This window comes from Herpetosiphonaceae bacterium (genome assembly GCA_036374795.1).
GTDB lineage: Bacteria > Chloroflexota > Chloroflexia > Chloroflexales > Kallotenuaceae > LB3-1.
Map to the genome: position 1 here is coordinate 19,696 of DASUTC010000275.1, position 14,231 is coordinate 33,926.

Genomic DNA, 14,231 nt, shown 5'->3' on the forward strand with positions numbered 1-14,231 from the left:
ATAACAGCCGAAAGGTCATCCACCATGGATTCGCTCCATAGACTTGATACAAACGATGCCGCTGAGCCCTCGTCGGCGGCACAGTGGCGCGCGCTCCCTCGTCTGCTGCTGAACAGGCAGTGGCGCTGGATTACGCTGGGCGTCGTCATCGTGATGCTGGGCCTGATCCGGCTGGGCGTCTGGCAGCTCGACCGCCTTGAGCAGCGGCGCGCGATCAACACGCTGATCAGCAGCCGCACCAATGAGCCGCCGATCGCGCTTACCGGGCAGCCGCTCGACCTCGAAGCCGCCGAGTATCGCCCGGTCGTCGTCACCGGCACGTACGATCACAGCCAGGAGGTTGTGCTGCGCAATCGCTCGCGGGGTGGTCTGCCCGGCGTGGATATTTTGACGCCGCTGCGCATCGCGGGCAGCGACCAGCGCGTGCTGATCGATCGCGGCTGGGTGCCGCTGCTACAGGCCAGGCCTGAGGAGCGCAAAGCCTTCGAGGTCGCTGGCACGGTGACGGTGCGCGGGCTGGTGCGCAAGCCCCAGGCGCAGGTGAGCACCTGGGGGCCGCAGGATCAACAGCCTACGAATGGACGGCTGGACGCCTGGTTCCGCGCCGATGTTGCCCGCATCGCCACGCAGATGCCGTATCCGCTGCTGCCGTTCTATATCGAGCAGTTACCGGAGCCGAGCGCGCCCGATCTGCCGCATCCACAGCCGAGCATCGAGCTTGGCGAAGGGCCGCACCTGAGCTACGCAATCCAGTGGTTTTCGTTTGCCGCGATCCTGGTCGGCGGCTATGCGGCCCTGGTAGTAACCCGGAGCGCCGAGCAGCGCCGCCAGCCGACGGAGCAGCCGTAGCGGAGAATCAAAGCGTCGTCGAGTTCCAAGTTTCCCGTTCGTGGTGCTTGGTGCTCGGTGCTTCGTTCTTGGTTCTTTCGTTTGGTTCTTTGTGCGCCTGGCACCCGGTTCTTTGTGCTTCGGCCCTACTCCTCGCCCTCGATCGCGTCGGGCGGCGCAGGCCCGTCGTCGCGGGTCGGTCCTGCATGCGGCACGACATAGGGCAGGCCCCAGCGATCGGGCGTGATGCGCGCGGTATAGACCTCCTGCTGTCCGTCGCGGGTTTCGTTCCAGAAAAGCTGCACGCCGCCAGCATCCGCGACGAGCGCCTGGTAATCGCCGTAGAATCCGGCTTCCCCTGCCAGCGGCAGCCCAACAGTCGGATCGGAGGCCGTGTCGGTGACGCGCAGCTCGCTCCAGGTAGCACCGCCGTCGGTCGAGCGCGCGGCGTAGGTATGCACCAGCAGATTCTGCGGATCGTCGCGCCGGTCGAACCACTGCACATAGATCTCGCCCGCGCCGTTAGCCGTCACCCAGGGCTGAAACTGATCGTTGCGCTGCGTGCCGTTGACCACCACCGGGCTACGCCAGGTCGCGCCGCCATCCCGCGAGACGCTGAACAGGATGTCCGCGTCGCCGAGCCTGCCGTCGGACCACACGGCGTAGAGCGTGCCGGGCTGCCTGGGATCGGCGCTAAACCCCGCCAGCACCAGCGCGTTCCGCAGGTTGCCGTTGAGCGGTCGCGTATTTTGGAACGACACGCCCTGCCGCACGTCCCCGAACGTCACGCCGCCATCCACCGACAACGCCAGCTCCATCTGATCGGCGCTCAGGTTATTCCACAGCACATAGACCTCGCCGCGCGCGCCCACCGCCACGATCGGCCCCTGGCGCGTCACGCCATCCTCGCCCGCCAGCTCGTGCGGCGCGGACCAGCTTTTGCCGCCGTCCGCCGAGCGCGCAAACAACACGCGATACTTCTGCTCGACGATCTGAATCCACGTGGTGTAGAGCATGCCGTCGTGAGTTCCGCCCGTGGTATCCGCCGCCAGCCATTGCTTATCGTTGAAGCCGGTCGGATCGTCCGCGACAAGCTGCGGCGCAGACCAGCTTTTGCCACCATCCGTCGACGTGTAGAGATAGAGCGCCGAGCGCCGATCGGGACCGCGCGCCGCCAGCACCTCGACATAGGCCGTTCCCTCGCTGTCGAACGTCACGGTCGGATCGGAGGTGACGCCGAACCGCTCCAGCCCTGGCAGTTGCCCGTTGTCGACCCAGGTGTTGCCGCCGTCGAATGAGGCGTAGGTGCCGATGCGAAAGACATAATTTCGATTATCGGTAAACATCTTGGAAGCGCCGACCAGATTCTGCGGATCGCGTGGGTTCTGCGCCAGCGAAACCTCGCTATGAGCCGTGAACTTGCCCGCGCTGACCCGCACATTGGGCACATCGGCGGCGGGAGCCGGGAGCGGCGCTACAGCCTGGGCGGTCGGTGTCGCGGGCGGTGCGGTCGGCGTCGCGCTTGGCGGCAGCGCCGTTGGAACCGGCGTCGCAGCTCCTCCGTACGCGCCCACTGCGGTCGGGGCGACAGGTGCGGGAGCCGTCGGGACAGCGGTCCACAGCGCGACACTGCTGAGCACGCCGAGCACCAGCGCGCACAGGCACACAACAATTTTGGCGAATAATTGGCGAAGAGAGCGCTTCTGCTGCATCAAACCAATTCCTAGCTCTAAGCTTGCTTAGCATAACTGTACCGTAGTTTCGGGCTTGGCGCTTGGTATGGCAGCACGTACCTTCCCCCGACTCCTTTGTGCTTGTTCGCTTTCCCCGGCTCTTGGTTCTCGGCCCTCCCTTGTTCTTTGTTTGTTCCTTCGTTCTTCTCCTCCTGCACAGCGCGTGTATCGGCATCCGGTCGGAGTCAGCAGCGGGTGCCCTCAGGCGGCAGATGTTGTGCCCGCCAGCGACCGCCCCGGTTATACACGCTCCAGACCATACACTCGGCCAGTTGGTTGCCACGCCGATCCTTGGGCGGCAGGCGCACGTCATCATGGGTCAGCGCTTGCAGCAGATAGACCAGCGGCGCGTTGTGCGAGACGAGCGCCACCACCCGCGCATCGGCCTGGGCCAGCGCCGCCCGCAGCATGCGCACCGTCACATCGGCGGTCGCCTCTTCGGGCTGTCCCTCGCGCAGATCCCCGTCGATCACGACGTCAAGTTGCAGCGCCGCAGCCAGCGTCTCGGCGGTCATCACGCAGCGGCGCAGCGGCGAGCTAACCACCCGCTCGATGCCGGAGCGCGACAGCATCGGGCCAAGCCGCGCCGCCTGCACGATCCCGTCGTCGGTCAATCCCGGCCCCGGCGGCAGATGGTACGGCCCGGGCGCGCTGTAGTGTGGCTGCGCGTGACGAATCAAATACAGATACATCGCATAGTCTCCAGGCGCGAACGCGACATCTCCTGGGCCGCGTTCGGTCGTCCCGTTTATTCGGCAGCCTGACTGTACCATCCGAGCCAGCGCTCTGTCACCACCGCTTTGGCTTGTCGCAACCTGCTCGTTCGGCGGATCGGCACATGCTACAATGGAGAGCACTTCCTTGGGTCGCGCTCCGCCCCTGTGGAGCGCCTTCGAGCAGAAGGGCTACCGTATGCAACTCGATTTCTCTACCCTACCGTATCCCAGCGCGCGCCAGCCGCTCTTTGCAACACACGGCGTCGTGGCGACGAGCCAGCCGCTTGCGGCGCAGGCCGGGCTGGCGATGCTGCGCCAGGGCGGCAATGCCGTAGATGCCGCGATTGCGACCGCAGCCGCGCTGACGGTGCTGGAGCCAACCTCCAACGGCATCGGCGGCGATGCCTTTGCCCTGGTGTGGGATGGCGTGAGGCTGCATGGGCTGAATGGTTCGGGGCGCGCTCCTGCCGCGTTGACGCTGGATGCCGTTCGACGCCACGGACACATCGCGATGCCCACGCGCGGCTGGCTGCCGGTGACGGTGCCGGGCGCTCCCGCCGCCTGGCGCGATCTCCACAAGCGCTTCGGCAAGCTGCGCTTCTCGATGCTGCTGGAACCGGCGATCTCGTACGCCGAGCAGGGCTATCCCGTCTCTCCGGTGCTGGCTCGCTACTGGAATCGCGCCGAGCAGGCGTATCGCGGCAATACCGAGGTAGAGTTTAGCGGCTGGGCCGCGACGTTTGCGCCCGCAGGACGCGCGCCGCAGGCCGGTGAGATCTGGCGCAGCCTCGATCATGCCCGCACGCTCAGCCTGATCGGCGAATCGCAGGCCGACGACTTCTACCGTGGCGTCACCGCTCAAACGACCGCGCGGTTCGCGGCGCAGACCGGCGGGCTGCTGACCGCCGATGATCTTGCGCGCCACGCCAGCACGTGGGTCGACCCGATCAGCACGAGCTATCGCGGCTACGACGTGTGGGAGATTCCGCCGAACGGCCAGGGCCTAACCGCATTGATCGCGCTCAATCTGCTTGAGGGCTTTCCGCTGGATCGTTTTCCGCGCGAGTCGGTGCAGAGCTACCATCTCCAGATCGAGGCGATTAAGCTGGCCTTTGCCGACGCTCAGCGCTACATCGCCGATCCTGAGCGGGTGCCGGTGCCTACCGAGGCGCTGCTCTCGAAGGAGTATGCCAACCAGCGGCGCACGCTGATCAACGAGCGGGCGCTCGAACCGGAGTCGGGCGATCCGCTGCGCGGCGGCACGGTCTATCTCTGCACCGCAGACGGCGATGGCATGATGGTCAGCATGATCCAGTCGAACTACATGGGCTTTGGATCGGGCATTGTGGTGCCTGGCAGCGGCATCGCGCTGCAAAACCGGGGCGCGGGCTTCACGCTCCAGGCCGGGCATCCCAATCAGGTCGAACCCGGCAAGCGTCCGTTTCACACGATCATTCCGGGCTTTCTAACGCGCCAGGGCACGGCGATCGGGCCGTTCGGCGTGATGGGCGGCCATATGCAGCCACAGGGCCATGTGCAGATGATCGTCAACACGATCGATTACGGCCTCAGCCCGCAGGCCAGCCTCGACGCGCCGCGCTGGTACTGGGCGCAGGGCCGCGCGATCGAGGTCGAGGCGGGCGTAGACCAGGAGATCGTGCAGCAGCTCCGCGAGCAGGGCCACGCTGTGACGGTCAGCCAGGAGGCGGGCACCTTCGGACGCGGGCAGATTATCTGGCGCTTGCCCTCAGGCGCGTACGTCGCGGGCAGCGACGGGCGCACCGACGGCGCGGCGGTCGGCTACTGAGCACAAGCGAGGGTCACGGCCTGGCGTGACCCTCGCGCCCCCAGACGTGGATCAGATCTTCTCCACCGGAAGCTGAATCTCGGTAGCGTAGTGTGTACACAATCGGCCAACAAGCTTGTATGCTCTACGATACAACCTCCTCTAACCGGAGAGTCAAGCGCCAGATCGCATCGGTTAAACAAATACCCCAGGATGACCTCAATCATCCTGGGGTGTACGTCGAAATTGCCGATGGCTCAGTTCGTCAGCACCAGACCGCTCGACTCCGGCAGCATGCGCCGCTGATCGCTCATGCGAATAACCGTGCGCCACGTATCGGGGCGGCGAACTCGCGGAGCCGGTGTACGGCGCACCCGCGCGGGCTGCGTCTCGGTGCCGTAGCCCAAAGCCGTCATGATCTGCGTCAGGCTTTGCTGCTCGATCACCCGTGTCACCAGCCGATCGCCCTCCTGCTCGATGATCACCCGCTTCATCTCCGGGTTGAGGCAGTGATGCGCGCCGCCCTTGCCCCCAAGCATCGACTGATACGCGCCCACGCCAAAGACCGCGATGATCTGGCCGCCGCTGGTCTTGGGCAGCACCAGCGGCTCCTGGCCCGGCTGCGGGTAGACATCGTCCGAGTCGCAGGTGCGCCGACCGCCCAGCCGAACCTCCTGCGCGCGCTCGTCCCAGCCGTCGAGCGGCAGCACGATGAACTGCTGATCGTCGACGATCAGCGTGTCGGGCGCGCTGACCATCAGGGAGCCGTTGAGCAGATACCAGGGCGCGTCGCCGTCGCGGCCTCGCTTGACCTTGCCGACCTCCAGCAGGTACATGCTGTGCGAGGCCACGGTGTAGCGCCCGAACTCGCCGACCAGATCCGGCACCGGCACGTCGTAGCGCGCGCAGGTCGCCGCGATCGTCGCGAAGAGCCGATTCATAAACGCGGCATAGTCGAACTCGAAGCCCAGATCGTAGGCCGAGGTGGGCATGCCGCCGCCGAAGCTGAACATATGCAGCGTCGGCACGCGCCGTCGCAGCTCACAGTAGGCCTCGACCGCGCCCGTCAGCTTCGACAGCCAGGCGTCCTGATCTTCGAGCTGCGAGCCAACCATCGCGTGATAGAGCACCAGCCGATGAGGCGTGCCCGCCAGCGTCGTCACCACCTCGTCGATCTCGTCGGGCAGCAGACCAAAGCGATCGCCGCCCGCGCACTTGGCGTACTCACGCGCCCGCACGCCGATGCCCATCGGCGCGGGACACGCGCGATAGGTCGCCCACTCGTCCAGATCGTCCAGGACCGGCACGGCGTTGGTGTTGCCGGCCAGACGCAGCTTAATAATGGCCGTGACGTAATCGTGCTCTTTCGAGCCGTTGCAGAAGACATATCGTTCGCCAGGGAGCGTACCGCGTCGCCACAGATCGGTCGCGATCCGAACGTCGGCTACCGACGACGTTTCGTAGTGGACACCGGCCTCAAGCGCGGTGCGGACCACTTCTTCGCTAAAGTTGGCTTTCGTTGCGTAGGCGTAGATGAAGCTGCCGTCATAATCCGTCTGGGCGCGGGCCTGCTCTGCCACAGCGTTCATGCGTTGTACTTGCTCAGTAATGAGCGGACAATATGCAATCTCTAGTGGAGCGCCATGCTCAGCCACCAGAGCCTCCAAATCCACATTGGCGAACATCAGCTTGCCGTCGCGGCGGCTGATAAATTCGTTCAATAACCCGTTGCCATCGATACCATAGCGGGCCTGAAGGTACTCACGATATGTCTGCTCCAATTCGAATAGATCCTCCCATAAGCACAAAAAAGAATAACCAGTTTCGTTGAGAGAACCGCTCCACGAGCAGGCGCGCTATGCAATTTTGGGCATGAAGAAGCCCCGAAGCCAGGATGCTCGGGGCGAGAGGTTACGAGAGGTTGGACACGAGCTAATGCAGCCGCATTGGCCCACGCGCTCGACCCCGGCGCTGGCGAAAGTGCAGAACGCTTCCCTGCAATCTATTGAAGCGGTTCGTTGTACAGCAAACGTCCATAACACCTGGGGGAACGCCCGATTCGGATTGGACCAGACCACGGTTGTGTGGTTTTCCATCTAAAGAACTGGTCATCACGGGCATGCGTCGTCGTGTGAGACCATCTCGACTATTGACGACCGCTGCGCCGAACGGGCCCGAATACCGATGCGATTTTGCAACCGCGATGTAAGATTGTACCCTGTTTTAGCTGATTGTCAAGCGGGGAAAACGAGCAAGCAAACAAGCGAACAGGCGAACAAAGGAACAGTGAGTTTCAGCCCTGGTTCCCTTGTTCTTTGTTCTTTGTTCTTACCCTCTCCCCCAGATCCGCTTGCCGAAGGCCGAGAGCGCAAGCTGAACCGCAAGCTCGCCGGTCATGTTGGTCTTGTCGAGGATTGGATTGACCTCGACCAGATCCATACCGACCAGGCGCTTCGTCTCGGCCACCAGCTCCACCGCCAGATGCGCCTCGCGGAAGGTCAGGCCACCTGGCACGGGCGTGCCCACGCCGGGCGCGAACATCGGGTCGATGCCGTCCAGATCCAGGCTGAGGTAGATCCCATCCGTGCCCCGGCACGTCAGATCGATCGCCCGACACAGCACCTCGTTGATGCCAAAGCGGTCGATCTCCTCCATCGAGTAGACCGCCACGCCCGATCGGCGCAGCAGCAGCTTCTCGTGCGCGTCGAGATCGCGCGCGCCGATGATCGCAATGTTATGCGGATCGACCTTGGCCTGCTGCCCCTCGACGCCGCCGAGCGTCACAAGCTGCTGCGCGCCATAGCCACAGAGCGCCGCCAGAGGCATGCCGTGAATATTGCCCGACGGTGTCGTCTCGTGCGTGTTGAAGTCGCCGTGCGCGTCCAGCCAGATCAGGCCAAGCTTCCGCCCGCGCGCCGCGCCGATCACTGAGCCGAGCGCCAGGCTATGGTCGCCGCCCAGCACGAGCGGCAGCCGGTTCTCCGCCATGCTCTGCGCCACCCGGTCTGCCAGCCGCTGGCACACGCCCACGATCGGCTCCAGGTGCTTCAGCTTGGGATCGCCGGGCTCGCACGTCTCGTGGACCGGCACCGTCAGATTCCCATGATCGACCACCACATGACCCAGCGCCCCCAGCCCCTGGCACAGACCGGCATAGCGGATCGCGCTCGGCCCCATGTCCACGCCGCGCCGCCCCGCGCCAAAATCCAGGGGAACACCAATCAGATCGATGTCCATACCGCTCTCCTTTGAGCATCATGTATCTCGTGCAGAAGAAGGCGCCCGTTCGGAAACGAGCGATTCTGCATCAGAACGGGAAATTTGGAGGACGCCCACCGCCCAGAGGGCACCCGCCCCGGCTTATCGGCGCTCTAGCACAAGCGTGCCGATCCGGGCGGATCAGCCAGATGCGCCTTCACTATGTCGATGAGATCTATATAGTACCGGCTGGTGAGAAGATACGCTAGCGGCGGCACGGCGATACCCGGCACATCAGGTATCGCCGCGCTCGCGGAGGAGACTGGAGATCACCGGGCTGACGGATGCGTGCTGAGCGCCTGGCGTGTGGCCTCTCGCGCGCCTTCTTCCTGCTGCGTCCGCTGGCCCTGCTCCCGCGCCGCCTGAACGATCAGATCGCGCACCTCGGTCGGCGAGTCGGTGACGACCATCAGATCGAGGTCGGCGGCGGCGATCTTGCCTTCGCTCAGCATCGTCGCCCGCAGCCAGTCGAGCAATCCCTGCCAGTAGGCCGAGCCAAAGAGAATGATCGGAAAGTTCTGTACCTTATCGGTCTGGATCAGCGTCAGCGCCTCGAACAGCTCATCTATCGTGCCGAAGCCGCCGGGAAAGATCACAAAGCCCTGCGCGTACTTGACGAACATCGTCTTGCGCACAAAGAAGTAGCGAAAGTTGATCGCCAGATCGACATACGGGTTCGTGCCCTGCTCGAAGGGCAGCTCGATATTGAGGCCAATCGACTGTGCGCCAGCCGCCCGCGCTCCACGGTTGCCCGCCTCCATAATCCCCGGACCGCCGCCGGTGATGATCGCAAAGCCGGCCTCGCCCAGCAGCCGCGCCACCTCGACCGCCGCCTGGTACTGCGGGTGATCGGGCCCGACCCGCGCCGAGCCGAAGATCGAGACGGCAGGCCCCAGCCCGGCTAGCTCGTCGAAGCCCTCGACAAACTCTCCCAAGATCCGCATCACGCGCCAGGGATCGGTGTGCGTGAAGATCACCTGCTCCGGCGGCGGTGGCGCGAGAAGCTGCTGGTCTTCGGTGCGCCGACCGGTACGCGCCGCGCGATTCAGCGCCGGATCGTCGGCATAGCGCTCAGCCTGTCCTCGATGAGGTTTCATCTTCTCCATCGTCCACTTCACCTTCTACACACGTCTTACAAAACGCTATATGCTGCCATGTGTTCGTGCAGAAGCTATGCCACGAGCATTGCCTGGAACAAAGGAACGAAGAACAAACGAACAACGGATTAACTCCCCTGTTCCCTTCTCACCCCGCCCCCGATCCCTGAGCGCTGCCGGGTATGATCAGCTTGCTCAGCTCGCGCAGCCATAAGACCGAGCTTGCCACCGCCGTACACAGCAGCCAATCGCCGAGGCTCAGCCCAACCGTGGAGAACGCCCGCTGCAAGAACGGCACATAGATCACCAGCAGATGCAGCGCCAGCGAGAGCGCAATCGCGCCCCACAGCCACCAGTTATGCGTATGCCGCAGCAGCATCTGAAAGGCGCTGCGCTCGTCGGAGCGGGCGTTGAAGACGTTGAAGAGCTGAAAGAGCATCAGCGTCGTAAAGGCCAGCGTGCGGGCATAGGGCAGATCGCCGTCGCCGTCGAGCAGGCCGCCCGGCAGCGCGCCGTCGAGCACCAGCAGCGTGCCCACCGCCATCACCAGCCCCACAAATACGATACCCGCCCACATGCGCGGCGTGATCACGCCGCTGCCCTGCGGTCGCGGCGGCCTGGTCATGACATCGGGATCGGCGGGATCGAGGCCCAGCGCCAGCGCGGGCGGGCCGTCGGTGACAAGGTTGATCCATAGGATCTGCGTCGCCAGCAGCGGCAGCACCACCACCTCGCCTGCACCGGACAGACCGAGCACGCCGCTGAGCACAACGCCAAAAAACATCGTGAAGACCTCGCCGATATTGGACGAGAGCAGATAGCGCAGGAACTTCTGGATGTTGGCAAAGATGGCACGGCCCTCCTCGACCGCCGCCACAATCGAGGCAAAGTTGTCGTCGGCCAGCACCATATCGGCGGCCTCCTTCGACACGTCGGTGCCGGTGATGCCCATCGCCACGCCGATATCCGCCCTTTTGAGCGCGGGCGCATCGTTAACGCCGTCGCCGGTCATGGCAACCACATGCTGGTTGCGCTGAAGCGCATCGACGATCCGCAGCTTATGTTCGGGATTGACCCGCGCAAAGACCGATGTATCGCGCACGGCCTGTTCCAGCGCGGCATCGTCAAGCTTTTCAAGCTGCGTGCCGGTCATCACCCGATCGTTGGCGGCAATGCCCAGCTCGCGCGCAATCGCCAGCCCGGTCTTCGGATGATCGCCGGTGATCATGATCGGGCGGATTCCAGCGCGCCCGGCCCGCTCGACCGCATCGCGCACTTCGGGACGCGGCGGATCGATCATCCCGACCAGACCTAGAAAGACCAGCTCATGCTCGACGCCATCGTCCACATCGCTGCTGAGCGCATCGCGTGGCAGCGACCGGAAGGCAATACCCAGCGTGCGCAGCGCCTCACCGGCTAGCTGCTCGTTGATCGTCTGGATCTCCGCCTGACGCTCCGGCGTGAGCGGACGTGTCTCGTCGCCGAGCAATTCGTGGGAGCAGCGCGGCAGCAGCACATCGGGAGCGCCCTTGGTAAACACGATCAGCCGCTCCTGCCGGTCGGCATCCTGATGGACCGTGGACATCAGCTTGCGCTCGGAGGAGAAAGGCACCTCGCCCACGCGCTCGAAGCGCGAGTCGAGCGCCCGCGCCTCCAGCCCAACCTTGCGCGCCGCGACGATCAGCGCGCCTTCAGTGGGATCGCCCTGGATGATCCAGCGCCCGTCGCGCTCCTGCAACGCGGCGTTGTTGGCGCGATCGGCTGCCCGCAGCGTGCGACGAACCTCGGCCTGAAGCGCGGCATCCTCCACCGGATGCCCATCCTGCCGGATCTCGCCCTGCGGCGCGTAGCCGGTGCCGCTAAGATCGACGCGACCGCTCGCCGTCACCACCGTGCGCACCGTCATCTCGTTGGCCGTCAGCGTGCCGGTCTTGTCGGAGGCGATCACCGTGGCCGAGCCCAGCGTTTCTACGGCTGGCAGCTTGCGCACGATCGCATTGCGCCGGGCCATGCGCTGCACCCCGATCGCCAGAACCGCCGTGACGATCGCAGGCAGCCCTTCGGGCACCGCCGCCACCGCCAGCGCCACGCCCAGGATCAGCACATCGACGATCGCCCCGAAGTCGCGGATGCCCTGCACCAGAATGATCGCCACGACGACGATCGCCGCGATGATCAGCACGACGATGCCGAGCAGCTTCCCGGTGCGATCAAGCTCCTTCTGGAGCGGCGTCGTCTGCGTCTCGGTCTGCTGGAGCAGACCAGCGATCTTGCCCATCTCGGTCTGCATGCCGGTCGCAACCACGATCGCGCTGCCGCGCCCATACGTTGCCGCCGTGCCGCTGAAGATCATATTATGCCGATCGCCCAGGCCGACCTCTGACTCGATCGGCGCGATATCTTTCGAGACAGGCAGACTCTCGCCCGTCAGCGAAGCCTCGGCGGCTTGCAGCGCGGTCGACTGAACCAGACGCGCGTCGGCGGGGATCGTGTCGCCCTCCTCGATCAGGATCAGATCGCCGGGCACCAGCTCGGTCGCCGGCATACGCTGGCGCTGACCGTCGCGCACCACCACGGCCTGCGCCGCCGACATCGCCCGCAGCGCCGCCACGGCCTGCTCGGCGCGCATCTCCTGCACATAGCCCAGCACGCCGTTCAGCAGCACGATCGAAAAAATAACCAGCCCCTCGTAGGGCAGCGCCGAGTCGCGCTCGTAGATCCACAGGCCAACCGAGATCGCCGTCGCGATCAGCAGCAGAATCACCAGCACGTCCTGAAACTGCGCCAGGAAGCGCCGCCAGGCGGGAACCGGCTCCTCGGCCTTCAGCTCATTGGAGCCGTAGCGCTCCAGCCGCTCGCGGGCTGCCTGCGCGCTCAGGCCACGCCGCGGATCGGTTTCCAGCATCCTCGCAACCTGATCGATCGTCGCCTGATACGCCGCTACCTGCTCGATCTCTTGCTCGTGTATGGTTGCCATCTGCACTCCGTTGCGCCGCTCGCTACTCGATGATCGAAGATGTTTGCCCGGCGACGCTATGGCCGCCCATCTCAAGCATAGCACGATCGGGGCACACGCGAGCGCCGAAGCCTCACCTCGGACTGGCTTCCGCAGACGAGATTACTACATAGTATCCCAAAATCGGCGGTACTACCCTCGGGGTCCTAAAGAGCTAGGACCATTTGGGCTATGCGTGCCATACTGTCACATTTGGAGAATGGTTCAATACATGGTATATCGTTGGACACACGTACCACGCTCGCCCCGTGTGTGACGCTCGTCTTGCCATGCATTGTAACAAAGGAACCTCTGTGAACTCTGCCGTCTCGTCAATTGCTCTGACTGACGATGTTCTTGCTATCTTCAATCAGTTGATTGCCTGCCCCGACCCAGAAGCCGCGCTGCCCCTGCTCGAAGCGCTGGATAGCGCCTACCAGCATCGGCTGCGCTTATGCTTGCCGCCGATTCATCATCGACAGCCCTTTCGCATCACCGATGTGGCGCAGCTTCAGGCGTGGCTCAGGCGCGGCGAGATGACACAGCCGACAGAATTTCCGTCCAATAGCAGCCCCGTGCGGATCGGCAGCCAGATGATCGGCGTGCTCAGCCTGGAAGATGCCGCAGCAGGATCTGAAATCGAGCTACACGTCCTGGGCTCGCGGCTTGGCACGATCCTCAACACCTGGCACCTGCGCAGCTTAGAGCGTCGTGCCCGCTCGGAAAAAGCCACCCTCGTGCGGCTATGCCAGGTTGCTAACGCTCAGCAAGAGCTCCAGGCCGTGCTCGCGGGAGCCTACGATGCGCTCAAGACCTCGCTGCCCTTCAGCACGTTTGTGGCAACGGTCTACGACTCCGCGCAGCAGATGAACGTGCTATCGTACATCGTCGATGCAGGCCAGGTCTACGTCGATAATCTCGTCGGGCCTGTCTCCAACGGCCTGCAAGGCTATATCATCCGCCAGCGCCAATCGCTGCGCTTTGCCGACGTGCGCGAGGAAATCCAGCACTATCCCGATATCGAGCTTGTGAGCTTCGGCAGCGACGTTCCGATCCACTCGTGGCTCGGCGTACCCATGCAGATCAGCGATGGACGGGTCGTGGGCTTTATGAGCCTCCAACACCACGAAGCCAATATCTACAGCGAGCACGATCAGCATTTTCTGGAGCATGTCGCCACTGCCGTCGCCATTGCGATCGAGAAGGCTATGCTGCTCCAGCAGCGCGACCGTGAGATTACGGTGCTGACGGCGCAGACGGAGCTATCCGAGGCGCTGGGCCGCGCGCATGATGTCGGCACGGCGCTCGAAAGCGCGATGGTAGCCCTGGAGCAATCGTTTCCTGAGCATGTCTATATTCTGTTCGTGTTCGATCCAGAGTACCACGTGATCGCGTCGCTGATGAAAGAAACCGGCAGCCTGTATCAGAACGAAGTGATCGGCACGCAGATCCCGCCGCACAGCCTGAGCCGATATATTTTGCAGCAATCGGGGCCGGTGCTCTTCAACAACGAGCATGAGATGCGCGCCGCAGGGATCTCGTGGAATCGGATCGGCGATCTGGATCAGCCGCAGACCCAGGCGGTGATCGGCGCGCCGATTCACGCGGCGGACGGCTCGTTCATGAGCCTGCTGATGGTGCAGAGCTATAGCCCCAATGTCTTCGATCAGCGTCAGGCGGCGCTCCTGGGCAGCATCGCGCAGCAGGTGGCGCTGGTGATGCAAAATGCGCGGCTGATCGAGCGCGATCAGCGGCGGCTGCGCGAGCTGGAGCAGGCGAACCGCGACCTGGAGCTGGCGCAGCATCGGGTGGTCGAGG

The 14,231-nt window shown here is 64.2% G+C and carries 9 protein-coding genes; 3 read left to right on the top strand and 6 right to left on the bottom strand.

Annotated elements, in window-relative coordinates; genetic code table 11:
* Nucleotides 1-24 precede the first annotated feature (24 nt).
* Nucleotides 25-849: an SURF1 family protein gene (locus tag VFZ66_21095; protein HEX6291695.1), complete on the top strand. Its 825-nt coding sequence runs from the start codon at nucleotides 25-27 to the stop codon at nucleotides 847-849.
* Nucleotides 850-974: 125 nt separating this feature from the next.
* On the opposite strand, the gene VFZ66_21100 is transcribed toward VFZ66_21095, so the two are convergent.
* Nucleotides 975-2,540, bottom strand: coding sequence for a sialidase family protein (locus VFZ66_21100; GenBank protein HEX6291696.1), 1,566 nt, complete (start codon nucleotides 2,538-2,540; stop codon nucleotides 975-977).
* A 206-nt stretch (nucleotides 2,541-2,746) separates the two neighbouring features.
* A complete protein-coding gene (locus tag VFZ66_21105) occupies nucleotides 2,747-3,253 on the bottom strand; it encodes a histidine phosphatase family protein (protein ID HEX6291697.1) in 507 nt (168 codons plus the stop codon).
* Nucleotides 3,254-3,473: 220 nt separating this feature from the next.
* On the opposite strand from VFZ66_21105, the gene VFZ66_21110 reads away from it, so the two are divergent.
* Nucleotides 3,474-5,084 carry a gamma-glutamyltransferase family protein gene (locus tag VFZ66_21110; GenBank protein ID HEX6291698.1) on the top strand — a complete coding sequence of 537 codons (1,611 nt, stop codon included), beginning with the start codon at nucleotides 3,474-3,476 and terminating at the stop codon, nucleotides 5,082-5,084.
* Between the two features lie 236 nt (nucleotides 5,085-5,320).
* On the opposite strand, the gene VFZ66_21115 is transcribed toward VFZ66_21110, so the two are convergent.
* The 4 genes from VFZ66_21115 to VFZ66_21130 form a co-directional block, all read right to left on the bottom strand.
* On the bottom strand, nucleotides 5,321-6,652 hold the full coding sequence (locus tag VFZ66_21115) for an arginine decarboxylase (GenBank protein HEX6291699.1): 1,332 nt from the start codon (nucleotides 6,650-6,652) through the stop codon (nucleotides 5,321-5,323).
* A gap of 739 nt (nucleotides 6,653-7,391) precedes the next feature.
* Nucleotides 7,392-8,300, bottom strand: a complete 909-nt coding sequence (gene rocF, locus VFZ66_21120) for an arginase (protein HEX6291700.1) — start codon at nucleotides 8,298-8,300, stop codon at nucleotides 7,392-7,394.
* 290 nt (nucleotides 8,301-8,590) lie between these two features.
* The gene (locus VFZ66_21125; GenBank protein ID HEX6291701.1) at nucleotides 8,591-9,418 is read right to left on the bottom strand and encodes a TIGR00730 family Rossman fold protein; all 828 of its coding nucleotides are present in this window, start codon (nucleotides 9,416-9,418) and stop codon (nucleotides 8,591-8,593) included.
* A 148-nt stretch (nucleotides 9,419-9,566) separates the two neighbouring features.
* A complete protein-coding gene (locus VFZ66_21130; GenBank protein ID HEX6291702.1) occupies nucleotides 9,567-12,395 on the bottom strand; it encodes a cation-translocating P-type ATPase in 2,829 nt (942 codons plus the stop codon).
* A gap of 332 nt (nucleotides 12,396-12,727) precedes the next feature.
* On the opposite strand from VFZ66_21130, the gene VFZ66_21135 reads away from it, so the two are divergent.
* Nucleotides 12,728-14,231 (top strand): GAF domain-containing protein (locus VFZ66_21135; GenBank protein HEX6291703.1); only part of this gene is annotated, 1,504 nt, incomplete at its 3' end.

What these genes read in the sequence shown, in the direction of transcription:
- rocF (HEX6291700.1), bottom strand. Translation starts at nt 8,300, where the DNA reads ATGGACATCGATCTGATTGGTGTTCCCCTGGATTTTGGCGCGGGGCGG.
- VFZ66_21100 (HEX6291696.1), bottom strand. Translation starts at nt 2,540, where the DNA reads ATGCAGCAGAAGCGCTCTCTTCGCCAATTATTCGCCAAAATTGTTGTG.
- VFZ66_21105 (HEX6291697.1), bottom strand. Translation starts at nt 3,253, where the DNA reads ATGTATCTGTATTTGATTCGTCACGCGCAGCCACACTACAGCGCGCCC.
- VFZ66_21095 (HEX6291695.1), top strand. Translation starts at nt 25, where the DNA reads ATGGATTCGCTCCATAGACTTGATACAAACGATGCCGCTGAGCCCTCG.
- VFZ66_21125 (HEX6291701.1), bottom strand. Translation starts at nt 9,418, where the DNA reads ATGAAACCTCATCGAGGACAGGCTGAGCGCTATGCCGACGATCCGGCG.
- VFZ66_21115 (HEX6291699.1), bottom strand. Translation starts at nt 6,652, where the DNA reads ATGAACGCTGTGGCAGAGCAGGCCCGCGCCCAGACGGATTATGACGGC.
- VFZ66_21130 (HEX6291702.1), bottom strand. Translation starts at nt 12,395, where the DNA reads ATGGCAACCATACACGAGCAAGAGATCGAGCAGGTAGCGGCGTATCAG.
- VFZ66_21110 (HEX6291698.1), top strand. Translation starts at nt 3,474, where the DNA reads ATGCAACTCGATTTCTCTACCCTACCGTATCCCAGCGCGCGCCAGCCG.